This window comes from Ruegeria sp. PrR005 (assembly GCF_010500245.1).
Lineage (GTDB): Bacteria > Pseudomonadota > Alphaproteobacteria > Rhodobacterales > Rhodobacteraceae > Ruegeria_B > Ruegeria_B marisflavi.
In genome coordinates, this window is sequence record NZ_JAAGOX010000057.1 from 163,995 (window position 1) to 185,735 (window position 21,741).

Genomic DNA, 21,741 nt, shown 5'->3' on the forward strand with positions numbered 1-21,741 from the left:
CTAGCCCATGGCCCGCCCCGGGGCAAGGCGCAGTACAGCCGCAGGCGAAAAAACCCATGTTTTTAAGCTGTTTTCAGATATCGGCAAAGCTGCCCGAGCGGCCCTTGCCGGCAGCGAAGCGGGCGGCGCCGCTGCGGCCTTCGGCGGCAAAGGTGGCGGTAGAGCGCCATTCGCGACGCAGCGCTGTGGCCAGCGCGGCGGGGTCCATGCGCGAAGACAGGTGATCGGCCAGCATGCAGGCCTGCGGGAACCGGGTCAGGTCGCGGGCGAGATCGCGGGCGGTGTCCAGTGCCGCGCCCTGCGGGCAGGTGCGGTTGGCAAAGCCCAGGGCCAGCGCCTCGTCCGCCTCGACCGCGCGGCCGGTTAGGATCAGGTCGCTTGCCCGCCCCTGCCCCAGAATACGCGGCAGGCGCACGGTGCCGCCGTCGATCAGCGGCACGCCCCAGCGACGGCAGAACACGCCGGTGACCGCGCCCCGGGCCATCACTCGCAGGTCGCACCAGGCGGCCAGTTCCATGCCGCCTGCGACCGCTGGACCTTCGATCGCGGCGATCACCGGTTTCGACAGCAACAGCCGGGACGGCCCCATCGGACCGGGCCGGGGATCGGTCACCGGATCGGACCAGACCTCAGGAATATCGAGCGATCCCAACCAGTTATCCGCATTCCCGGACCCTGCCGCCTTGAGATCGAACCCGGCGCAGAAATAGCCCCCAGCCCCGGTCAGGATGGCGACGCGCTGCGCCGCGTCAGCCTCGAAATCGAGAAACGCCTGATAGAGCGCGCGGGCGGTGGCGGGGTCCACAGCATTGCGCGCCTGTGGCCGGTTGATGGTTATGGTGGTGATACCGTCGGTATGGTCGATGGTGATGGTCATGGATGATCCTCCCCCATCAGAGTGCGGTCGCGCCCGTGGGGCTGGCAAGACTGACGTTGCGCCTGTATGGGGGAGAGAGGCCGCGGAAGGACAGGACGACATGCAGCATCTGGAAGAGCGTATCGCGCATCTGACCCGTACGGTGGACGAGTTGAGCGATATCGTGGCGCGGCAGCACGACGAGATCGACCGGTTGGCGCGGCGGGTCGAAATGCTGATGCGGCGCGAGGCCGAAAGGGTCGCCGAAGGTAGTGGCGGGGTCATCCTGGGCGATGAGCGCCCGCCGCATTACTGAGGCGTTTGGTACGTCGAATTAACCGTTTTGTGCCCGCTCTCGGGGACGGTTTGACCGTTTTGTACAGGTGTGCGGGCGCGGGTACCGCGCCGCTCAGGCCATTAACTCCGGACTGGCGTTACGGGTCAGCAACTCCTGCACCAGCGGGTTCGGGAACCGCCGCCGCTGGGTGACGGCGAAGAAGGTCTCGCGGATGCGCGGGTGCGCCCGCGCCTCGACCAGACGACCCGAGGTGAGTTCGTCCCGGACCACGATGGGGGCGACCAGCGCCAGCCCGATATCCTCGCGTGCCAGCAGGCGCATCATCGCCATGTCATCGACCTCGGCCACCACCTGTGGCCGCACCCCCATCCGGCTGGCCATGGCGTCGAAGGCGGTGCGCAGGGTGCTGTCGGTGGTGGGCAGGATGAAGGGTTGTTCCGCCAGCAGCGCCTTGATCGGGCGGTCGGGGTCGAGCCGGTCGGGCGTGCCGACGATGCTGACCGCCTGTTCGGCGACATGGTGGGTCTCGTAAGGCGTCAGGCTGTCGTCGGGCGGTTCGCGGTTCATCAGAACCATGTCGAGGTTCAGGGTGCCCAGACCTTCGAGCAGTTCGGTGGGGCTGCCGGAGCGCAGGATGACCTCGACATCCTCGCGGCCGAGGATCGGGCGTAGAAAGCCGATCTGGAAGTTGCGCGACAGCGTGGCTTGTGCGCCCACCCGCAGCGCCCGGCGGGTGCGGCCGGTTTCCTGAAGCGTCGCCACCAGTTCCTGCCCGGTGGCGAAGATCGCATCGGCATGGTCGAGCGCAATGCGCCCGGCCTCGGTCAGGTGCAGCTGGCGGCCGCGCCGCTCGAACAGGGCGTGGCCCAGACGGTCTTCGAGCTGCTTGATCTGCACCGAGAGGGCCGATTGCGACAGGTTCAGACGCTCGGCAGTGCGGGTCAGGTTGCCGTCATGGGCGACGGCCCAGAAATAGCGCAGGTGATGATAATTGAGAGGCATATCGTTCTATTTAAATGAACGTTTCCCTGCAAACAATGAATTTTTATTAATTCTTATGATGGCCTAGGTCCAGTGCAAAGGGCTGTGCCCGCAAGGATCGAAGGGAATTGCCATGTGGTATCTGTATCTGCCTCTCTTGAGTCCGCTGCTGTTGCTGGCGGTTGTTGTTCAGGCGCGCCGCACGCCGGGCCTGCGCCCGGGACGCTTGCCGAAACTGGCCGAGAGCGCGGCGCTGGCCGGATTTGCGGTGGCCGTTGTCGCGGCGCTGTTTCTGGTTTTGAACGGGCCGGGCACCTCGGGCCTGATCGGGATCTGGGGGATCGGGCTGTCGGTGCGGCTGGATGCGGTCAGCGCCACGATGCTGGTTCTGGTCAGTTTTATCGGCTGGATCGTCCTGCGCTATAGCGCCACCTACATGGATGGCGAGGCGCGGCAGGGCGCCTTTACCGGCGGGATGGCGGCCATTCTGGCCGCGGTCCTGCTGCTGGTTATGTCCGGCAACCTGGTGCAGATGCTGGCGGCCTGGACGGCGACCAGCCTGGTGCTGGGCCGACTCTTGCTGTTCTATCCCGAGCGCACCACCGCCCAGCGCGCGGCGCGCAAGAAAGCTGTCGTTGCACGGCTGAGCGAGGTGGCGCTGGCGGGTGCGGTGATGCTGTTGATCGCGGCCTATGGCACGACGGATATCGCCACGATTCTGGACACGGCCACGCCCGGCTGGGCAACGCTGGCGGCAGCGGCGCTGCTGGCGCTGGCGGCGGCTCTCGCCTCGGCCCAGTTCCCGGTACATGGCTGGCTGACCGAGGTGATGGAGGCGCCGACGCCGGTCTCGGCCCTGCTGCATGCGGGCGTGATCAATGCCGGGGGGTTCCTGCTGATCCGGATGGCCGATGTGATGCTGACGGCACCGGGCGTGATGGCGGTGCTGGTGATGCTGGGCGGGCTGACGGCGCTGTTTGGCGGGCTGGTGATGCTGACGCAACCGGCGGTCAAGACCTCGCTGGCGTGGTCGACCATCGCGCAGATGGCCTTCATGATCATGCAATGCGGTCTGGCGCTGTTCCCGCTGGCGCTGCTGCATATCGTGGCGCATTCGCTGTACAAGGCGCATGCCTTTTTGAGCGCGGGCGAAGCGGTGCGCAACGTGGCCGCGATCCGTCGGCCCGGCCCGGTGGCGGTGCCAAGTGCGCGCAACGTGGTGCAGGCCTTTGTCATCGGCATCGCGATTTACGGGCTGGTGGGGCTGGTCATCGGCTTTGACGGCAAGTCGGTGCAGGCCATTGCGCTGGGCGTGATCCTGATCTTTGGCGTGGCCTATCTGCTGGCGCAGGGGTTTGCCGATGCAGCGCCCGGTGCGCTGACCCGGCGGATGGTGATCTATGCCTCGGTCACCTCGGTCAGCTACTTCGTTCTGCAACTTGTGGCGCTGCACCTTACCGCCGGGACACTGCCGCCGGTGCCCGCACCGGGGCCGCTGGAATGGGCGCTGATCGTGCTGGCGCTGATCAGTTTCGGCGTGGTTGCGGTGGCGCAGGCGACCTTCCCGCTCTGGGCCATGCATCCGGCGGCCGCCGGTATCCGGGTGCACCTGTCGAACGGACTTTATGCCAATGCGATCTTTGACCGGCTGCTGGACGGCTGGTCGAAGCGGACCCCTGCCTGACCTGGAGACGAGAGAGATGTTTGCAAAGCTTGAAACCCTGCCCGCCCCGCTTTTGGAACTGGTGTCCGAGGCCAATGGCGCCGCGCGCGCGATCCCGCCGCTGTTCCCGTTGTCGGCGAGCGTCGCGGTCAACCCCTTTCTGGGCCAGTCGGACGAGCCGCTGGCAGTGAGTGCCGCGCGGCTGGCGCGGGTGGCCGGCGCCCGGATCATGCCCGAGCGGGCGGTCTGGGCCGAGAAGTTCTCGGCAGGCGAGATATTGGAGAGCGATCTGGCGGCGGCGCTGCGGTCGGCCCGGTTCGGGCGGCTTACGCTGGCCGAGGTGGTGGCGGCGGTGGAGACGCAGGCCGCGCAGCCCGAGGCGCTGCCCACGGTGGCCGATCTGGCCGCCGAGGTGTCGGGCGTCGACTGGCCCGGTCTGATCGAGGACCGGATCGGGGTCTGGGCGGCCAGCCATTTCGATGAAGGACAGGCGCTGTGGCAGCCGGGGCGGACCGGCGGGGCGTTCAGTGCATGGCGCGAGTTTGCCAGCCGTGACCTGACGCCCGAGATTCACGGGCTGACTGGGTTCGGTGCCTTTGTCGCGGCGACCAACCGGTCGCATTGGCGGGCAATCGGACGGGCGAGCGAGGCGCTGGGGCTGAGCACAGCGGCCTCTGGCACAGCCTTTCACCGCTGGTTGATGACGCTGGGCGGTTGGGCGCAATATGCCCGCTACCTGCTGTGGCAGGCCGAGCTGGAAGGGGCGACCGACAACACGGTGACCGAGCTGCTGGCGATCCGGATGGTGTTCGACGAGGCGTTGATGGGGCTTTACGGCGCTCAGATCGCGGATCGCTGGGCCAAGGCGGTGGCCGCGCATGAGGTGCCGGTGACGCCCACGCGGGACATGGCCATCGACGCGGTCTGGCAGGAGGCCAGTGAGCGGGCGGCGCAGCGCAGGCTGGCCGAGACGCTGGAGGGCGGCGCGGCAGCGATCCGGCAGGAACGGCCTGCGGTGCAGGCCGCGTTCTGCATCGACGTGCGGTCCGAAGTGTTCCGCCGGGCGCTGGAGGCACAGGACGCAGGCATAGAGACCATCGGCTTTGCCGGGTTCTTTGGCCTGGCCAGCGCGCATAGGGCGGTCGGGTCGGACGTGGTCGAGACGCGGGGGCCGGTGCTGCTGCGGCCCGGGGTGCAGTCGCAGGCGGTGGAACCCGGCGAGGTGGACCTGGGGCGCCGATATACCGCACGGGCCGGGCGGGCCTGGGGCCGGTTCAAGCTGGCGGCGGTGTCGTCCTTTGCCTTTGTCGAGGCGACGGGGCCGGTCTATGCCGGCAAGCTGGTGCGCGATGCACTGGGGCTGGGCAAGGTGGCCAAGGCCGATCCGGCGCCGCAGCTCGACCCAGCGATTGGCCCCGAGGCACGGGTTGCCATGGCACGGACTGTGCTGGGCGCGATGTCGCTGACAAGCGGGTTCGCGCGGGTGGTGATGGTTGCGGGTCATGGCGCCGATGTCACCAACAACCCGCATGAAAGCGCTTTGCAGTGCGGGGCCTGTGGCGGTTACGCGGGCGATGTGAACGCGCGGCTGCTGGCCGGGCTGCTGAACGACGCGGGCGTGCGCGAGGGGCTGCGGGCGGAGGGGGTCGAGATCCCCGCCGACACGGTGTTCCTGGCCGCGCTGCACCATACGACAACCGACCGGGTGACGCTGTTCGATCAGGACCTGCCGTCAGGCGATTGGGCGGCGGATATCGCGCGGCTCAGGGCCTGGCTGGAGCAGGCCGGGCAACTGGCACGCGCCGAGCGCGCCGCCCGGCTGCCGCGCGCAAAGGGCGGGGCGGATATTGCACGGCGGGCGCAGGACTGGGCCGAGCTGCGCCCTGAATGGGGGCTGGCGGGCTGCCGTGCCTTTGTCGCCGCCCCCCGGCACCGGACCGAAGGCACCGGGCTGGCGGGACAGGCGTTTCTGCACAGCTATGACTGGCGCCGCGACGAAGGCTTTGGCGTGCTGGAGCTGATCCTGACCGCGCCGGTGGTGGTGGCAAGCTGGATCAGCCTGCAATATTACGGCTCGACCGTGGCCCCTGTCCTGTTCGGCGGCGGCAACAAGCTGCTTCATAACGTGGTGGGCGGTATCGGAGTGCTGGAGGGCAACGGCGGCGCGCCGCGCCCGGGCCTGCCGTGGCAGTCGGTGCATGACGGCGAAGGGTTCCAGCACGAGGCCCTGCGCCTGTCGGTGGTGATCGAGGCGCCGCGCGCGCCGATGACCGACGTATTGCGGCGGCACCCCGGGGTCAGGGCGCTCTTTGACAATGGCTGGCTGCACCTGATCGCGATGGACGATACGGGCAAGCTGGCCTGGCGCTATGACAGTGATCTGACCTGGGTGCCCTTTGCACCTGAGGCACAAGAGGATCGGGCAATCGCCGCCGAATAAGGCGGCCAATTGCCCCCGCGCGGCGGCAAGTCCCCCGCCGCCGCGCGTCTGGCCGTTACAGCCCCAGCGTGGATTTCACCGCCGTATCGACTACCCCGCCCAAAAGCGCGTTCTGGTCTGACTGGCATCCTTCGCCCAGCGCGGCGACGAAGGCTTCGCGCAGGCGGGTCTTGTCCTCCTCCGAGGTGGAGTAGGCGGTGATGTCGATCTCGCGATTGTAGAGCGACAGCGCCACCATCTTCGACACCACGTCGAGGACATAGGCCTCGTCCCCGTCTGCCTCGTCGATGACCGACTGGCAGGTGTGGTACATCACGTCGAGCGCGTCCTGCACCATCTTCTCGGCCTCTTCATCCGCCCGCGCGGCGGTGGTGAACAGGCAGGTCGCGGCAAGTGCGGCGATCCAATGTCTTGTGTCAAACATCCCGGCCTCCCGACTGGATATCGCGTGGGTGTGTCATTTCTTGTTGGCGCCGACGATGGCGCCGACAACCGCGCCCGCGGCGGCGGTCTTGCTGTCGCCGACCAGTGCCCCGACCCCGGCGCCGATCAGGGCCCCCTTTATGGCACGGTCGGTTTTCTTGTCGGCAAGCGCCGCGCCGGGCGCAATCGCGGCAAGGCCCAGGGCAAATGCCAGCGCGGCGGTCAGGTAAAAACGAGGATTGCCTGTCATGTCTGTCCTCCCTTCAAGAGTTCTGACGAAAAACGGAGACAGGGGAAGTATCGCCTCAGATCTCCTCGACGTCCAGCACCCCGTCGAGCGACTTGATCGCGCCCTTGATCTGGGGGTTCAGCGGGAAGTCCTGGCCCAGGTCCATCTCGACCTCGCCGGGCAGGCCCGGGTCCATCAGGCAGAGCTGGATCGGGCCGCGGGCGGCATTGCGGGCGGCCTGCGCCGCCTCGGCCAGGATATGGGCGACGGTGGCCACGGCGCTGGCATCGTCCATGAAGACGCGCAGGCCGGTGGCACCCGCTTCGGCCACCACGGTATCGGCGGGGCCGACCGAGCGGGCGAGCAGTTTCAACTGGTCGGCCTCCATCGTCGCCTCGGCGGTCAGCACCACATGGGCGCCGGTTTCGAGATAGTCGCGGCTTTTCTCCAGCACCTCGGAGAAGAGCGTCACCTCGAAGGCGCCGGTGGGGTCGGACATCTGGGCAAAGGCGAAGCGGTTGCCACGGGCGGATTTGCGTTCCTGCCGCCCGGCGACAACGCCCGCCATCTTGGCCAGAACCGGGCCTGAACGGGCCTGTTCGGTGACCTCGTCCAGCGTCAGCACGCCCCGGCGTTTCAGCGCGGGCATGTAATCGTCGAGCGGGTGGCCCGAGAGGTAGAAGCCGATCGCCTTGAACTCCTCCGACAGGCGCTCGGCGGGCAGCCAGTCGGGAACGGCGGCCAGGCGCGGTTCGGGCAGGTCATCGCCCGCCTCGCCAAAGAGCGAGACCTGGTTCGAGGCTTTCTGGTCATGGATGGCGGCGGAATAGGCGCTGAGCGCCTCGATGCTTTCAAACACCCGGCGGCGGTTGGGGTCGAGCTGGTCAAAGGCCCCGGCGCGCGCGAGCATTTCCAGCGGACGTTTGCCGACCTTTTTCAGATCGACCCGGCGGGCCACGTCGAAGAGGTTGACGAAGGGTTTCTGTCCCCTGCCCTCGACCACCAGGCGCATCGCCTCGACGCCCACGTTCTTGAGCGCGCCCAGCGCATAGACGAGCTCTCCGTTCACCACGTCGAACGTGGCCTGGCTGCGGTTCACGCAGGGCGGCACGTAAGGCAGACCCAACCCCTTGCGGACCTCTTCGAAATAGACCGCCAGCTTGTCGGTGAGGTGGATATCGCAGTTCATGACGCCCGCCATGAACTCGACCGGGTGGTTGGCCTTGAGCCAGGCGGTCTGGTAGCTGACCACGGCATAGGCGGCGGCGTGGGATTTGTTGAAGCCGTAGTTGGCGAATTTTTCCAGCAGGTCGAAGACCTCGCCCGCCTTTTCCTTGGTCACGCCATTGGCGGTGGCCCCTTGGATGAACTTGGGGCGTTCCTTGGCCATTTCCTCGGCGATCTTCTTGCCCATGGCGCGGCGCAAGAGGTCGGCGCCGCCAAGGCTGTAGCCCGCCATCACCTGGGCGATCTGCATCACCTGTTCCTGATAGACGATGATGCCTTGTGTTTCTTCGAGGATGAAGTCGATCGAGGGGTGGATCGAAGCCAGATCGCGGACGCCGTTCTTGACCTCGCAATAGACCGGGATGTTCTCCATGGGCCCGGGGCGGTAGAGCGCCACAAGGGCCACGATATCCTCGATACAGGTGGGTTTCATGCGCTTGAGCGCATCCATCATGCCCGAACTTTCCACCTGGAACACGGCGACGGTCTTGGCGGCGGAATAGAGTTTATAGGTGGGCTCGTCATCCAGCGGGATGGCGTTGATCTGGTTCTCGGCCCCCTCGGCGGGATCATAGAGCTGGCGCCCGTCTGCGGCCATATGCAGCGGGCGGCCCGATTTGAAGATCAGATCCATCGCGTTCTGGATCACGGTCAGGGTTTTCAGGCCGAGAAAGTCGAATTTCACCAGCCCCGCCTGTTCCACCCATTTCATGTTGAACTGGGTGGCCGGCATGTCCGAGCGCGGATCCTGGTAGAGCGGCACCAGCGCATCAAGGGGCCGGTCGCCGATCACCACACCGGCAGCATGGGTCGAGGCGTTCCGGAGCAGCCCTTCGACCTGCTGGCCATAGGTCAACAGGCGGTCGACCACCTCTTCCTCGCGCGCGGCATCGCGCAGGCGCGGCTCGTCGGCCAACGCCTTTTCGATGCTGACGGGTTTCACGCCTTCGACCGGGATCATCTTGGAGAGGCGATCCACCTGGCCATAGGGCATCTGCAACACCCGGCCGATGTCGCGCACGGCGGCCTTGGACAGAAGCGCACCGAAGGTGATGATCTGGCCCACCTTGTCGCGGCCGTATTTCTCCTGCACGTAGCGGATCACCTCTTCGCGCCGGTCCATGCAGAAGTCGATGTCGAAGTCGGGCATCGAGACCCGTTCGGGGTTCAGGAAGCGTTCGAAGAGCAGGCTGTAACGCAGCGGGTCGAGGTCGGTGATGGTCAGCGCATAGGCCACCAGCGAGCCCGCGCCCGAGCCCCGCCCCGGCCCCACCGGAATATCATGATCCTTGGCCCATTTGATGAAATCGGCCACGATCAGGAAGTAACCGGGAAAGCCCATGCCCTCGATGATGTCGAGCTCGAAATCGAGCCGTTTCTGGTAATCCTCGGCGCTGACCGCATGCGGGATCACCGCAAGACGGGCCTGCAAGCCCGCGTTGGCCTGGCGGCGCAGTTCCTGCACCTCGTCATCGGCGAACTTCGGCAGGATCGGCGCGCGCTTGTAGGCCATGAAGGCGCAGCGGCGGGCGATCTCGACGGTGTTCTCGACCGCCTCGGGCAGATCGGCAAAGAGAGTCGCCATCTCCTGCGGCGATTTCAGGTAATGCTGCGCGGTCAGGCGGCGGCGGCCCTGCTGCTGATCGACATAGGCGCCCTCGGCGATGCAGATCAGCGCATCATGCGCCTCGTACATGTCTGAGCTGGGGAAATAGACATCGTTGGTGGCCACCAGCGGCAGGCCCTTGGCATAGGCCATCTCGACATGGCCGCGTTCCGTCAGGCGCTCGGCCTCGGGCGCGCCACCCTCGCCCGGGTGGCGTTGCAGCTCGATATAGAGGCGGTCGGGGAACATCCCCGCCAGCTGGTCCACCAGCGCCTCGGCCGCCGGGCGCTGACCCTGCTGCAAAAGCCGCCCCACCGGCCCGTCGGGCCCGCCGCTGAGACAGATCAGCCCTTCGGAATGGGCGGCAAGCTCGTCCAGCGTGACCTGCGGCAGCTGCCCGCCCTTGTCGATGTAAAGGCAGCTGTTGAGCTTCATCAGGTTCTCGTACCCCGCCTCGGACTGGGCCAGCAGAACGATCCCGGCAGGCGGCTTCGGCTTTTCCCCCGGCATCGGCGTGACATAGGCCAGCGAGACCTGGCAGCCGATGATCGGCTGGATGCCCGCGCCGCTGGCCGAAACCGAGAATTCCAGCGCGGCAAAGAGGTTGTTGGTATCGGTGACCGCCACCGCCGGCATGCCCATCTTCTCGCAAAGCGCGGGCAGTTTCTTGAGCCGGATCGCGCCTTCGAGAAGCGAGTATTCGGTATGCAGGCGGAGGTGGATGAATCGGGGGGTACTGCTCATGCCAGAGACGATAGGCGATCCGGATCAGGGGCGCCACGGGGGATGTGACGACCCCGGCGAAAACCCCGATTGCGGGACGCCCGGGAATAGCTTAGCGAGATGGCAACCAGGCTCTTTTCCCCCGAGTCGCCCTTGGACCTGTTCCTGACCTTCGCCCTTGTGGGCTTTATCGCGCAGCTTGCAGACAGTGCCCTGGGCATGGGGTTCGGTGTCATCTCGGCCTCGGTGCTTTTGGCCCAAGGTGTGCCGCCGCCGCTGGTGTCCGCCAGTGTCAACGCGGCCAAGGTGCCGACCGGCATCGTGGCGGGGATTTCCCATGCGCTCAACGGCAATATCGACAAGGCGCTGTTTGGGCGCCTGGCGCTGGCCGGGGCGGCGGGCGGCATCATCGGCGCGCTGATTTTGGGCGAGCTGAAACGGCCGGTGCTGACGGTGATCATCGGCGGATACCTCTTGCTGATCGGCGGGCTGATCCTGTGGCGCGGGCTGTCGGGGCGGGCGCCGCGCCTGTTGGCGACCGGACGGATCTCGGCGCTGGGGGCCACCGGCGGGCTGATCGAGGGGATCGGCGGCAGCTGGGGACCGGTGGTGACCAGCGGGCTGATCAGCGCGGGCCACGAGCCGCGCCGCGCCATCGGGTCCTCGGCGCTGGCCGAGCTGGTGGTCAGCCTGACGGTGTTCCTGGCGCTGATGGCCGGGTACCATCTGGGCCGATGGGGCACCGGGCGCGACCTGCACGAGGTGTTGCTGCCCGTGGCTGGACTGGTGGCCGGCGGCGTGCCTGCCGCGCTGGTGGGCGGCCGGCTGGCGGCCATCGCGCCGCGGCGGCCCCTGACGGTGGCGGTTGGAGTGCTGGCGATCGGGATCGGCCTGCAACGGCTGGCCTCGCTGCTCTGAGGCGGCAGGACGGGCCGCAGACTACCACCCGTTCGCCAAAAGGCCGCTTGCGATTATTCGTTAAAACCTGAAGGTCTTTCAAACCCGCGTCCGGGCCGCAGGGGCAGACCGTTGATTCAGTTGGAGTATTTTTCAGGCATCTTTTCAAACCCGCGACGGACAACGCAAAAATGTTGCAGCGCAGAATGAGTTTTTCTTGCCAGATGGCCGCTCGCGTTTCTAACCTTTTGCCATAACACAGCCCGCCTCTTCTTCTACGTCGCATCGAAGGAGGGCACCGATGGGCCAACAGGGTAAGGCGACGGGTTTCACAGTATGAAGATCACGTTTCTTCTGAACGGAGAGACAGTGGAGCTGGTGGAGGCCGACCCCACCGCGACGCTGCTCGACTGGCTGCGCGAGGATCGCGGTCTGACCGGCACCAAGGAAGGCTGCAACGAGGGCGATTGCGGCGCATGCACCGTGGCCGTCAGCGATGCCGACGGCACCCGCGCCCTGAACGCCTGCATCCTGTTCTTGCCGCAGCTTCACGGCAAGGCGGTGCGCACGGTCGAGGGGCTGGGCGGCAGCCATCCGGTGCAACAGGCCATGGTGACCCATCACGGCAGCCAGTGCGGCTTCTGCACGCCGGGCTTCGTGATGTCGATGGTTGCGGGCCATGCCGAGGGCGCCACCGACCACGACACCCAGCTGGCCGGCAATCTCTGCCGCTGCACCGGCTATGCCCCGATCATCCGCGCCGCCCGTGCGGTCGAAAGCGCGCCGAAACCCGACTGGCTCGCCACCGATCGCGCCTTCATTTCGCCGGAAATACTCCGGGGGGAGGCCGCAGGCCGGGGGGCAGAGCCCCCCTCCTCCCCCACCTCAAGCGATGAACTCGCGGCCCTCTACGAAGCCCACCCCGACGCCACGCTGGTCGCCGGGGCGACCGATGTGGGCCTCTGGGTCACCAAGCAGCTGCGCGAGTTGCCCAAGGTCATTTTCCTCTCCGGCTGCGCCGACCTTAAAGAGATCGAGGTCACCGATACACATGTGCGCCTGGGCGCCATGGTCGACATGAACCGGATGCGCGACGCCGTCGCCCCCCTGCACCCCTCTTATGGTGAGATGATCCGCCGCTATGCCAGCGTGCAGGTGCGCAACGCCGCCACTGTCGGCGGCAATATCGCCAATGGCTCGCCCATCGGCGACAACCCGCCCGCGCTGATCGCGCTGGGCGCCACCCTGCATCTGCGCAAGGGCGACACACGCCGCGACCTGCCGCTCGAGGCGTTCTTCCTCGACTATGGCAAGCAGGACCGCGCGCCGGGCGAGTTTGTCGAGGCGGTGAGTTTCCCGCGCCAACCCGACCGGCTGAAATGCTACAAGCTGTCGAAGCGTTTCGATCAGGATATCTCGGCCGTTTGCGGCTGTTTCAACATCACCGTCGAGGGTGGCATCGTTACCGCCGCCCGCATCGCCTTTGGCGGCATGGCGGGCATCCCGAAACGCGCCCGCGCGGTCGAAGCTGCGCTGATCGGACAGCCATGGACGCAACAGGTTGTTAACGCCGCGCTGCCAGAGTTCGAGGTCGATTTCACCCCGATGTCGGACATGCGCGCCTCGGCCGCTTACCGGATGGAGACCGCCAAGGCGATGCTGAGCCGCTATTTCACCGAGGATCAGGGCCAGTTGGCCAATGTGCTGGAGGTACGGGCATGAGCGTTGCAAAACCCCTGCCGCATGACGCGGCACCGCTGCACGTGGCCGGCACCGCCCGTTATGTCGACGATATCCCCACCCCGCGCGACACGCTGCATCTGGCCTTTGGCCTGAGCACGATTGCCAAGGGGCGGATCACCGCGATGGATCTGGACGCGGTCCGGCAAGCGCCCGGCGTGGTGCTGGTGATGACGGCCGATGACCTGCCCTTTGCCAACGATGTCTCGCCCTCGATCCATGACGAGCCTTTGCTCTCGGACGGTACGGTCAACTACGTGGGCCAGCCGATCTTCGCGGTGGTGGCGACCAGCCACCTGGCCGCGCGCAAGGCGGTGCGGCGGGCGCGGATCGACTATGCCGAGGAACCCGCGATCCTGACCATCGAACAGGCGCTGGCGGCCAACAGCCGGTTCGAGGACGGGCCGCGCATCTATGAAAAGGGCGATGCCGAGGCGGCGATTGCCGGGGCGGCCCATGTGATCGAAGGCACGTTCGAGCTGGGCGGGCAGGAGCATTTCTATCTCGAAGGTCAGGCCGCGCTGGCCCTGCCCGGCGAGGGCGGCGACATGCTGGTCCACAGCTCCACCCAGCATCCGACCGAGATCCAGCACAAGGTGGCCGAGGCTTTGGGCGTGCCGATGCACGCCGTCCGGGTCGAGACCCGCCGCATGGGCGGCGGCTTTGGCGGCAAGGAGAGCCAAGGCAACGCGCTGGCGGTGGCCTGCGCCGTGGCGGCGCGCGCCACCGGCCGCGCCTGCAAGATGCGCTATGACCGCGACGACGACATGGTGATCACCGGCAAGCGCCACGCGTTCCGCATCGCCTATCGCGCCGGGTTCGACACGGAGGGCCGGATATTGGGCGTCTCCTTCCTGCATCACGCGATCTGCGGCTGGGCGCAGGATCTGTCGCTGCCGGTGGCGGATCGGGCGATGCTGCATGCGGACAATGCCTATCTGCTGCCCAACGCGCGGATCGAAAGCCACCGGCTGAAGACCAATACCCAATCCGCCACCGCCTATCGCGGGTTTGGCGGGCCGCAGGGGATGGTCGGGATCGAGCGGGTTATGGACCATGCCGCGCATGTGCTGGGGATCGACCCGGTCGAGTTGAGGCAGCGCAATTACTATGCGGCGCCGGCGGGGGGCTCTGCCCCCCACACCCCCCGGAGTATTTCCAGCGAAATGAAGGAGAACACCACGCCCTATGGGCAGGTGGTCGAGGATTTCGAACTGCACGGGATGACCGAGGCGCTGCTGGCGTCGTCGGATTACGCCACGCGAAAGGCGGCGGTGGCGGCGTGGAACGCGGCCAACCCGATCGTCAAGCGGGGCATCGCCTTTTCGCCGGTAAAGTTCGGGATTTCCTTTACCCTCACTCATCTGAACCAGGCGGGCGCGCTGGTGCATGTCTATCAGGACGGCTCCGTGCATCTGAACCATGGCGGCACCGAGATGGGCCAGGGCCTGTTCCAGAAAGTGGCGCAGGTGGCGGCAAGCCGGTTCGGCATTCCGCTGGAGATGGTCAAGATCACCGCCACCGATACAGCCAAGGTGCCCAATACTTCGGCCACGGCGGCCTCGTCGGGGTCGGACCTGAATGGCATGGCGGTCAAGGCCGCCTGCGACACCATCCGCGACCGGATGGCGGCCTCTCTGGCCGAGCGGCATCAGGCGGAGGTCGCCTCGGTCCGGTTCGGGAATGGGCAGGTCGAGGTGGGCGAGGCGCGCTACAGCTTTGCCGAAGCGGCGGCGCTGGCCTATCAGGGGCGGATCAGCCTGTCGGCGACCGGGTTCTACAAGACGCCCAAGATCGAATGGGACCGGATCCAGGGACGCGGGCGGCCGTTTTACTACTTTGCCTATGGCGCCTCGGTGACCGAGGTGGCGGTGGACACGCTGACCGGCGAATACCGCATCCTGCGCGCGGACATCCTGCATGATGCCGGTGCCTCGCTGAACCCCGATCTGGATATCGGCCAGGTCGAGGGCGGCTATGTGCAGGGTGCGGGCTGGCTGACCACCGAGGAGCTGGTCTGGGACGATCACGGACGGCTGAGGACGCATGCGCCTTCGACCTACAAGATCCCGGCCTGTTCGGACCGGCCCGAGGTGTTCAACGTGGCGCTATGGGACGGGCAGAACCGTGAGGACACGATCTACCGGTCGAAGGCCGTGGGCGAGCCGCCGTTCATGCTGGGCATCTCGGCCTGGCTGGCTTTGTCTGATGCTGTGGCGTCCTGTGGCGATGCCTATCCGGCGCTGAACGCGCCCGCGACGGCGGAGGAGGTCTGGAAAGGCATCCGGAGGCTTGGCGATGGCATTTGATCTGGAGGGGCTGCGCGCGGCGGTGGCCGACCATGGGGTGGTGACCCGGGTGGTGATCGCGGCGATCAGGGGATCGTCCCCGCGCGAGGTGGGCGCGGCGATGCTTGTCTGGAAGAACGGCCAGTCTGGCACTATCGGCGGCGGTGCCTTGGAGTTTCAGGCGGCAGAGGCGGCGCGGGCCGGGCGGCTGGGGCTGAGTCGGCATGCGCTGGGGCCGGAGCTGGGCCAGTGCTGCGGCGGGGCGGTGACGCTGTTGACGGAAGTCTGGGATGCGGCGCGGCTGGAGGCGATTGACGGCGAGGTTGTCGCGCGGGCGGCGAGCGGCGCGGCACCTGTGCCGCTGGCGGTCAAGCGCCTGCTGGCGCGGGCGCGCGGACAGGGTGTGCTCCCCGAGGCGCAGCTGGTCGGCGACTGGATGGTCGAGCCTGTGTTGAGACCGGCGCGGCAGCTCTGGATCTGGGGCGCGGGCCATGTGGGCCGGGCGCTGGTCGATGTGCTGTCGCCGCTGCCCGAGATCGCCATCACCTGGGTCGATACCGGGGTGGAGCGGTTTCCCCAAGACGTTCCTGCCGGGGTGACGCCGCTATCCGCGGCGCGGCCCACCGATCTGGTTGCCTATGCGCCGCGCACGGCCGAGCACCTGATCCTGACCTATTCGCATGAACTGGACCTGGAACTGTGCAACCGCTTGCTGCGGCACGATTTTGCCTTTGCCGGGCTGATCGGCTCGGCTACCAAAAAGGCGCGATTCCGGTCGCGGCTGGCGGCCCTTGGCCACACGCCGCAGCAGGTCGCCCGCATCACCTGTCCCATCGGCGATCCCGCCCTGGGCAAACATCCCGCCAGCATCGCCATTGGCGTTGCCGCCCGGCTGCTGAGCCCGGCGCATAGCGAAAAGACAAGGAAGGAGCTGAGCGCGTGAGCACACCACTTCTGAGCATCAAGGGGCTGACCAAGGCCTATCCCGGCGTGGTCGCCAACGACAATGTCAGTTTCGACATTGGCGAGGGCGAGGTGCATGCCCTCTTGGGCGAGAACGGCGCGGGCAAGTCCACGCTGGTCAAGATGATCTATGGGCTGGTCAAGCCCGACAGCGGCACCATGTCCCTGCGCGGCGCGCCCTATGCGCCGCCTGAGCCACGCGCGGCGCGGGCCGACGGGATTGCCATGGTGTTCCAGCATTTCTCGCTGTTCGACGCGCTGAACGTGGCCGAGAACATCGCGCTGGGGATGGAGAACCCGCCCGCGATGGGCGATCTGGCCGCGCGCATCCGCGAGGTGAGCGAGACCTATGGCCTGCCTCTGGATCCGTTCCGCACCGTCGGTGATCTGAGCGCGGGCGAGCGGCAGCGGGTCGAGATCATCCGCTGCCTGTTGCAGGACCCCAAGCTGTTGATCATGGACGAGCCGACCAGCGTGCTGACGCCGCAGGAGGTGGAGATCCTGTTCCAGACGCTGCAAAAGCTGCGCTCCGAGGGGACCTCGATCCTCTATATCAGCCACAAGCTGGAGGAGATCCGCACGCTTTGCGATCATGCCACCATCCTGCGGCTGGGCAAGAACGTGGGCGAATGCACCCCGCGCGAGACCTCGGCCCGGGACATGGCCGAGATGATGGTGGGCACGGCGCTGAAGACGCCGGAACGGTCGGGCCGGGAGTTCGGCGAGATCGCGCTGGATATCTCGGGCCTGTCGGTGCCCTCGCCCAGCGAATTCGGCACCTCGCTGAAGAATGTGCATATGACGGTGCGCAAGGGCGAGGTTCTGGGCATCGGTGGGGTTGCGGGCAACGGGCAGGACGAGCTCTTGGCCGTCTTGTCGGGCGAGATCCTGACGGCGGCGGACGCGGTCAAGAAGGATGGCCAGCCGGTGGGCCGGATGGGTCCGACGGCGCGGCGGCGGCTGGGCCTGCTGACGGCGCCCGAAGAACGGCTGGGCCATGCAGCGGCGCCCAACATGAGCCTTACGGAAAACGCGCTGCTCACCGGATCGGTGCGCGAGGGGCTGGAAAGCAACGGGTTCCTGAAATGGGCCGAAACGCAGGCGTTCGCCGAGCGGATCATCAAGGAATTCGACGTGCGCACGCCGGGGCCGGAAAACGCGGCGCGGTCGCTGTCGGGCGGCAACCTGCAAAAATTCGTCATCGGGCGCGAGGTGTTGCAGAACCCTGACGTGCTGGTGGTGAACCAGCCCACCTGGGGCGTGGATGCATCGGCGGCGGCCGCGATCCGGCAGGCGCTGCTGGATCTGGCGGCCAAGGGCACGGCGGTGGTCTGCATCAGCCAGGACCTGGACGAGCTGATGGAGATCTCGGACACGTTCGCGGCGCTGAACGAGGGGCGGCTGAGCGCACCGCGCACCACCACCGGGCTGACCGTGGACGAGATCGGCCTGATGATGGGCGGCGCCCACGGGATGGAGGTGGCGCATGTCTGACCTCATCCTGAAACAGACTGGCAACAAGAACACCGTGATTGGGGGGACGCGCGGATGATCGTTCTGGAGAAACGGCCGCAGCCTTCGCGGGCCTGGTCGATGGCGACGCCGCTGGTGGCGGTGCTGGCCACCATGTTTTTCGGCGGGCTGCTGTTTGCGGCGCTGGGCAAGAACCCGGTCGAGGCGATCGGCACCATCTTTTGGGAGCCGCTGTTCGGGGAATATGCGTTCTACTATCGTCCGCAACTGCTGGTCAAAGGGGCGCCGCTGGTGCTGATCGCCATCGGCCTTTCCCTGGGGTTCCGCGCGGGCATCTGGAACATCGGGGCCGAGGGGCAGTACATCATGGGCGCCATCGTGGGCGCCGGTGTGGGGCTGGCCTTTTACCCGATGGAGGCGTTTTACATCTTTCCGTTGATGGTGATCGCGGGGGCATTGGGCGGATGGGCCTGGGCCATGGTGCCCGCCTTCCTCAAGGTGCGGTTCGGCACCAACGAGATTCTGGTGTCGCTGATGATGGTCTATGTGGCCGAACAGCTCTTGGCCTCGATGTCGTTGGGTCTGCTCAAGAACCCCGAGGGGTTCGGCTTTCCCGGTTCGCGCAACCTGCAATCCTATGCCAGCGCGCATAATGCCGAGCTGATCGAAGGAACGGGGATGCATTGGGGCGTGGTGGCGGCGCTGATCGCGGTGATCTTTGCCTATGTGCTCTTGAACCGGCACATGACCGGGTTCCACATCCGCCTGACCGGCGAGGCGCCGCGCGCGGCGCGGTTTGCCGGGGTGAAACCAGCCCGGCTGATCCTGTTCTGCCTGGGCGTCTCGGGCGCGCTGGCGGGGCTGGCGGGGCTGTTCGAGGTCTCGGGCCCATCCGGCCAGGTCAGCATCGATTTCAACGTGGGTTATGGCTTTACCGCGATCATCGTGGCCTTTCTGGGCCGTCTGCATCCGGTGGGCATCCTGCTGGCCGGGGGGTTGATGGCGCTGACCTATATCGGTGGCGAGATCGCACAGGGCAGCCTGGGCCTGCCTGCCGCCGCGATCCAGGTGTTCCAGGGGATGCTGCTCTTTTTCCTGCTGGCACTGGATCTGTTGACCAACTACCGCATCCGTGCGGCCCGCAAAGAGGTGGCGTGATGAAAACCCATCTCCGCCGCTTTGCGATCTTTGCCGGGTGCAGCTTTGTTCTGTTGGCCGCGCTTGCGTTCACACCGCTGGATGGCATTCCAATGATCATGAGCCTTGCAGCTTTTGGGTGGGAGGGGTTGCTGGTCACGCTGCTTGCTATCGGTGCTCCATTTGGTGGATTCCTCCTGCTCTTGCTCGTGACGCCGACCAGCAGATGGGCACATGAGGCATCCGCACTTTCCGGAATGTGGTTTGGTACCATTTTCGGCTCTTTCACTGGCCTTAAACTCGCGGGGACGCTGTAATGGACCTGTCTGCAATCAATCCCGTCCTTCTGGTGGCCTCTCTGATGGTCGCCGCAACCCCCCTCTTGCTGGCTGCAATCGGTGAATTGGTGGTGGAGCGCGCGGGCGTTCTGAACCTGGGCGTCGAGGGGATGATGATCGTTGGTGCGATCAGCGGTTTCGCCATCGCGGTCGAGACCGGCTCGCCCTGGCTGGGCTTTATCGGCGCTGCCGTGGGCGGCGCGATCCTGTCGCTCTTGTTCGTGGTGCTGACCCAGGTGGCGCTGGCCAACCAGGTGGCGAGCGGTCTGGCGCTGACGCTGTTCGGTCTGGGGCTGAGCGCGTTGATGGGCCAGTCCTATGTCGGGATCAAGCCGCCGGCGATGGGCAAGCTCGACATTCCGGTGCTGAGCGATCTGCCGGTGGTGGGGCCGATCCTGTTCAGCCATGATCTGGTCCTGTACCTGGGCATCGCGCTGACGGGTGCGGTCTGGTGGATGCTGAAATACAGCCGCGCGGGCCTGATCCTGCGGGCTGTGGGCGAGAACCACGATGCCGCCCATGCGCTGGGGTACAAGGTAATCCGCATCCGGGTCATGGCGATCATGTTCGGCGGCGCCTGTGCCGGGCTGGGCGGGGCCTATATCAGCCTCATTCGCGTGCCGCAGTGGACCGAGGGCATGACCGCCGGTGTCGGCTGGATCGCGCTGGCGCTGGTGGTGTTCGCAAGCTGGAAGCCCTGGCGGGCGCTGTTGGGGGCCTATCTCTTTGGCGGAGTCACGGTCATTCAGCTTAATCTGCAAGCGGCGGGCGTTGCCATCCCGGTCGAGTATCTGGCAATGTCGCCCTATGTCATCACCATCCTTGTCCTTGTCATCCTTTCGGCCGACAAGAGCAGCGCACCGGCCTCGCTGGGCCGCACCTTCCACGCCTCTCACTGACGAGAGCAAACTAACAACCAAACAGGGGAGTTCCTAAATGAAGTTCACGTCTCTTCTCGCAACCGCCGCGATGGCGCTGGGTCTGGCGACCGGCGCGATGGCACAGGACAAGACCAAGGTCGGTTTTGTCTATGTCGGCCCCGTCGGCGACGGCGGCTGGACCTATGAGCATAACAAGGGCCGTCTGGCCGTCGAGGAGCATTTCGGCGACAAGGTCGAAACCGTCTTCGTCGAAAGCGTGCCCGAGGGCCCGGATGCCGAACGGGTGATGACCCAGATGGCGCTGGAAGGCGCCGATCTGATCTTTACCACCTCGTTCGGTTACATGGATCCGACGATCAACGTGGCCAAGAAGTTCCCGAAGGTGAAGTTCGAGCATGCCACCGGCTACAAGACCGCGCCAAACGTGTCGGTTTATTCGGCCCGTTTCTATGAGGGCCGCGCCGTGCAGGGCACCATTGCCGGGCGCATGACCAAGTCGAACGTGGTGGGCTATATCGGCTCTTACCCGATCCCCGAAGTGATCCGGGGCATCAACTCGGCCTTTATCCACGCCCGCAAGGTGAACCCGGACGTTCAGTTCAAGATCGTCTGGGCCTATACTTGGTTCGACCCGGCGAAAGAGGCCGATGCCGCCAAGGTGCTGATCGAACAGGGTGCCGACGTGATCCTGCAACACACCGATTCGACCGCACCGCAGGCCGCCGCGCAGGCCGCAGGCAACGTCATCACCTTTGGCCAGGCCTCGGACATGAGCGAGTATGCCCCGATGCCGCGCGTCAGCTCGATCATCGACAACTGGGCGCCCTACTATATCGCGCGCACCCAGGCGGTGATGGACGGCAGCTGGGCCACCGTGAACACCTGGGACGGCATCGGCGCCGGAATGGTGGGCATCGGCGAGATCTCGGACGCGGTTCCGGCCGAGGTGAAGGCCGAGGCGCTGGCGCTGAAGGACGCGATCGCAAGCGGCTCCTACCACCCGTTCACCGGCCCGCTGAAGAAGCAGGACGGTTCTGACTGGCTGGCCGAGGGCGAAACCGCCGATGACGGCACGCTGGCGGGCATGAACTTCTATGTCGAAGGTATCGAAGGCGATATCCCGAACTGATCCCCGGTCTGAAACCTGGATCCAAGGCCCCGCTTCGGCGGGGCCTTTTTCACTTCGCCCACGCCTCTGGACCGGGGCGGATCGGCGGAGTTTGGCCTATGCGTGCAACGGGGTCCGGTATTCCCGCATAGGATGCTGACTGGCCATCATGTATCCTGTTCCTGCCCCGCACGTATTTTCAGGGGCGGCACTTTTCATCAAGGAGACTGACATGGCACGTTTTGTTGTCGATACCGGCGATCTGGAAATGGATCGGAACTCGGAGCTGGAGCTTCAGGCGGACATCCAGAAGATGGTTCTGGGCCATATCGCCCGCACCGGGTTCGAGAAACCCTGGGTCACCAAGTTCCCGCGCGAATGGTACGGGATCATCCTGCATCCCGAACTGGGCCCGCTGCTGGAGCGGGAAAAGGAACTGGGCGGCATGCTCGCCCGTATGGGGTGATCAC

At 66.2% G+C, this 21,741-nt stretch carries 18 protein-coding genes; 13 read left to right on the forward strand and 5 right to left on the reverse strand.

Features of this window, described 5'->3' with window-relative positions; genetic code table 11:
* Nucleotides 1-73: 73 nt before the first annotated feature.
* The gene (locus G0P99_RS24195; RefSeq protein ID WP_164133065.1) at nucleotides 74-877 is read right to left on the reverse strand and encodes a crotonase/enoyl-CoA hydratase family protein; all 804 of its coding nucleotides are present in this window, start codon (nucleotides 875-877) and stop codon (nucleotides 74-76) included.
* Between the two features lie 100 nt (nucleotides 878-977).
* Between G0P99_RS24195 and G0P99_RS24200 the strand changes: the two genes are divergently transcribed.
* Nucleotides 978-1,172: a SlyX family protein gene (locus G0P99_RS24200; RefSeq protein WP_164133066.1), complete on the forward strand. Its 195-nt coding sequence runs from the start codon at nucleotides 978-980 to the stop codon at nucleotides 1,170-1,172.
* Between the two features lie 93 nt (nucleotides 1,173-1,265).
* Here the strand turns inward: G0P99_RS24200 and G0P99_RS24205 are convergent, their stop codons facing one another.
* Nucleotides 1,266-2,156, reverse strand: coding sequence for a LysR family transcriptional regulator (locus G0P99_RS24205; protein WP_164133067.1), 891 nt, complete (start codon nucleotides 2,154-2,156; stop codon nucleotides 1,266-1,268).
* A 112-nt stretch (nucleotides 2,157-2,268) separates the two neighbouring features.
* Between G0P99_RS24205 and G0P99_RS24210 the strand changes: the two genes are divergently transcribed.
* Both G0P99_RS24210 and G0P99_RS24215 read left to right on the forward strand, forming a co-directional pair.
* Complete coding sequence (locus G0P99_RS24210) at nucleotides 2,269-3,819, forward strand: proton-conducting transporter membrane subunit (RefSeq protein ID WP_164133068.1); 1,551 nt, start codon at nucleotides 2,269-2,271, stop codon at nucleotides 3,817-3,819.
* 16 nt (nucleotides 3,820-3,835) lie between these two features.
* Entirely contained in the window at nucleotides 3,836-6,238 is a 2,403-nt protein-coding gene (locus tag G0P99_RS24215; RefSeq protein WP_164133069.1) for a YbcC family protein, read from the forward strand.
* 55 nt (nucleotides 6,239-6,293) lie between these two features.
* Here the strand turns inward: G0P99_RS24215 and G0P99_RS24220 are convergent, their stop codons facing one another.
* Genes G0P99_RS24220 through dnaE form a run of 3 tightly spaced genes read right to left on the reverse strand, consistent with a single transcriptional unit; the run spans nucleotide 6,294 to nucleotide 10,467 of the window.
* Nucleotides 6,294-6,662, reverse strand: a complete 369-nt coding sequence (locus G0P99_RS24220) for a hypothetical protein (RefSeq protein WP_164133070.1) — start codon at nucleotides 6,660-6,662, stop codon at nucleotides 6,294-6,296.
* A 33-nt stretch (nucleotides 6,663-6,695) separates the two neighbouring features.
* Nucleotides 6,696-6,911: a hypothetical protein gene (locus G0P99_RS24225; RefSeq protein ID WP_164133071.1), complete on the reverse strand. Its 216-nt coding sequence runs from the start codon at nucleotides 6,909-6,911 to the stop codon at nucleotides 6,696-6,698.
* Between the two features lie 55 nt (nucleotides 6,912-6,966).
* Nucleotides 6,967-10,467 carry a DNA polymerase III subunit alpha gene (dnaE, locus tag G0P99_RS24230; RefSeq protein ID WP_164133072.1) on the reverse strand — a complete coding sequence of 1,167 codons (3,501 nt, stop codon included), beginning with the start codon at nucleotides 10,465-10,467 and terminating at the stop codon, nucleotides 6,967-6,969.
* 99 nt (nucleotides 10,468-10,566) lie between these two features.
* Here dnaE and G0P99_RS24235 point away from each other — a divergent pair, with 99 nt between their 5' ends.
* From G0P99_RS24235 to G0P99_RS24280, 10 genes are all read left to right on the forward strand, one after another.
* Nucleotides 10,567-11,364, forward strand: coding sequence for a sulfite exporter TauE/SafE family protein (locus G0P99_RS24235; protein ID WP_164133073.1), 798 nt, complete (start codon nucleotides 10,567-10,569; stop codon nucleotides 11,362-11,364).
* Between the two features lie 315 nt (nucleotides 11,365-11,679).
* Nucleotides 11,680-13,065 (forward strand): xanthine dehydrogenase small subunit, encoded by a 1,386-nt coding sequence (gene xdhA, locus G0P99_RS24240; RefSeq protein WP_164133074.1) that lies wholly within the window; start codon nucleotides 11,680-11,682, stop codon nucleotides 13,063-13,065.
* Entirely contained in the window at nucleotides 13,062-15,392 is a 2,331-nt protein-coding gene (gene xdhB / locus G0P99_RS24245; RefSeq protein WP_164133075.1) for a xanthine dehydrogenase molybdopterin binding subunit, read from the forward strand. The genes xdhA and xdhB overlap by 4 nt, the downstream gene beginning before the upstream one ends.
* On the forward strand, nucleotides 15,382-16,314 hold the full coding sequence (gene xdhC, locus G0P99_RS24250; protein ID WP_164133076.1) for a xanthine dehydrogenase accessory protein XdhC: 933 nt from the start codon (nucleotides 15,382-15,384) through the stop codon (nucleotides 16,312-16,314). The genes xdhB and xdhC overlap by 11 nt, the downstream gene beginning before the upstream one ends.
* Nucleotides 16,311-17,828: an ABC transporter ATP-binding protein gene (locus G0P99_RS24255; RefSeq protein ID WP_164133077.1), complete on the forward strand. Its 1,518-nt coding sequence runs from the start codon at nucleotides 16,311-16,313 to the stop codon at nucleotides 17,826-17,828. Before xdhC ends, G0P99_RS24255 begins: the two co-directional genes overlap by 4 nt.
* Nucleotides 17,829-17,882: 54 nt before the next feature.
* Nucleotides 17,883-18,965 (forward strand): ABC transporter permease, encoded by a 1,083-nt coding sequence (locus G0P99_RS24260; RefSeq protein WP_164133078.1) that lies wholly within the window; start codon nucleotides 17,883-17,885, stop codon nucleotides 18,963-18,965.
* The gene (locus tag G0P99_RS24265; RefSeq protein WP_164133079.1) at nucleotides 18,965-19,261 is read left to right on the forward strand and encodes a hypothetical protein; all 297 of its coding nucleotides are present in this window, start codon (nucleotides 18,965-18,967) and stop codon (nucleotides 19,259-19,261) included. The genes G0P99_RS24260 and G0P99_RS24265 overlap by 1 nt, the downstream gene beginning before the upstream one ends.
* Complete coding sequence (locus G0P99_RS24270) at nucleotides 19,261-20,181, forward strand: ABC transporter permease (RefSeq protein ID WP_164133080.1); 921 nt, start codon at nucleotides 19,261-19,263, stop codon at nucleotides 20,179-20,181. Before G0P99_RS24265 ends, G0P99_RS24270 begins: the two co-directional genes overlap by 1 nt.
* A gap of 37 nt (nucleotides 20,182-20,218) precedes the next feature.
* Nucleotides 20,219-21,292, forward strand: a complete 1,074-nt coding sequence (locus tag G0P99_RS24275; protein ID WP_164133081.1) for a BMP family ABC transporter substrate-binding protein — start codon at nucleotides 20,219-20,221, stop codon at nucleotides 21,290-21,292.
* Nucleotides 21,293-21,503: 211 nt separating this feature from the next.
* On the forward strand, nucleotides 21,504-21,737 hold the full coding sequence (locus tag G0P99_RS24280; RefSeq protein WP_164133082.1) for a hypothetical protein: 234 nt from the start codon (nucleotides 21,504-21,506) through the stop codon (nucleotides 21,735-21,737).
* Nucleotides 21,738-21,741 lie beyond the last annotated feature (4 nt).

Excerpts from the sequence above, each read along its gene's own strand:
- G0P99_RS24195 (WP_164133065.1), bottom strand. The coding sequence starts at position 877 with ATGACCATCACCATCGACCATACCGACGGTATCACCACCATAACCATC.
- G0P99_RS24200 (WP_164133066.1), top strand. The coding sequence starts at position 978 with ATGCAGCATCTGGAAGAGCGTATCGCGCATCTGACCCGTACGGTGGAC.
- G0P99_RS24205 (WP_164133067.1), bottom strand. The coding sequence starts at position 2,156 with ATGCCTCTCAATTATCATCACCTGCGCTATTTCTGGGCCGTCGCCCAT.
- G0P99_RS24210 (WP_164133068.1), top strand. The coding sequence starts at position 2,269 with ATGTGGTATCTGTATCTGCCTCTCTTGAGTCCGCTGCTGTTGCTGGCG.
- G0P99_RS24215 (WP_164133069.1), top strand. The coding sequence starts at position 3,836 with ATGTTTGCAAAGCTTGAAACCCTGCCCGCCCCGCTTTTGGAACTGGTG.
- G0P99_RS24220 (WP_164133070.1), bottom strand. The coding sequence starts at position 6,662 with ATGTTTGACACAAGACATTGGATCGCCGCACTTGCCGCGACCTGCCTG.
- G0P99_RS24225 (WP_164133071.1), bottom strand. The coding sequence starts at position 6,911 with ATGACAGGCAATCCTCGTTTTTACCTGACCGCCGCGCTGGCATTTGCC.
- dnaE (WP_164133072.1), bottom strand. The coding sequence starts at position 10,467 with ATGAGCAGTACCCCCCGATTCATCCACCTCCGCCTGCATACCGAATAC.
- G0P99_RS24235 (WP_164133073.1), top strand. The coding sequence starts at position 10,567 with ATGGCAACCAGGCTCTTTTCCCCCGAGTCGCCCTTGGACCTGTTCCTG.
- xdhA (WP_164133074.1), top strand. The coding sequence starts at position 11,680 with ATGAAGATCACGTTTCTTCTGAACGGAGAGACAGTGGAGCTGGTGGAG.
- xdhB (WP_164133075.1), top strand. The coding sequence starts at position 13,062 with ATGAGCGTTGCAAAACCCCTGCCGCATGACGCGGCACCGCTGCACGTG.
- xdhC (WP_164133076.1), top strand. The coding sequence starts at position 15,382 with ATGGCATTTGATCTGGAGGGGCTGCGCGCGGCGGTGGCCGACCATGGG.
- G0P99_RS24260 (WP_164133078.1), top strand. The coding sequence starts at position 17,883 with ATGATCGTTCTGGAGAAACGGCCGCAGCCTTCGCGGGCCTGGTCGATG.
- G0P99_RS24265 (WP_164133079.1), top strand. The coding sequence starts at position 18,965 with ATGAAAACCCATCTCCGCCGCTTTGCGATCTTTGCCGGGTGCAGCTTT.
- G0P99_RS24270 (WP_164133080.1), top strand. The coding sequence starts at position 19,261 with ATGGACCTGTCTGCAATCAATCCCGTCCTTCTGGTGGCCTCTCTGATG.
- G0P99_RS24275 (WP_164133081.1), top strand. The coding sequence starts at position 20,219 with ATGAAGTTCACGTCTCTTCTCGCAACCGCCGCGATGGCGCTGGGTCTG.
- G0P99_RS24280 (WP_164133082.1), top strand. The coding sequence starts at position 21,504 with ATGGCACGTTTTGTTGTCGATACCGGCGATCTGGAAATGGATCGGAAC.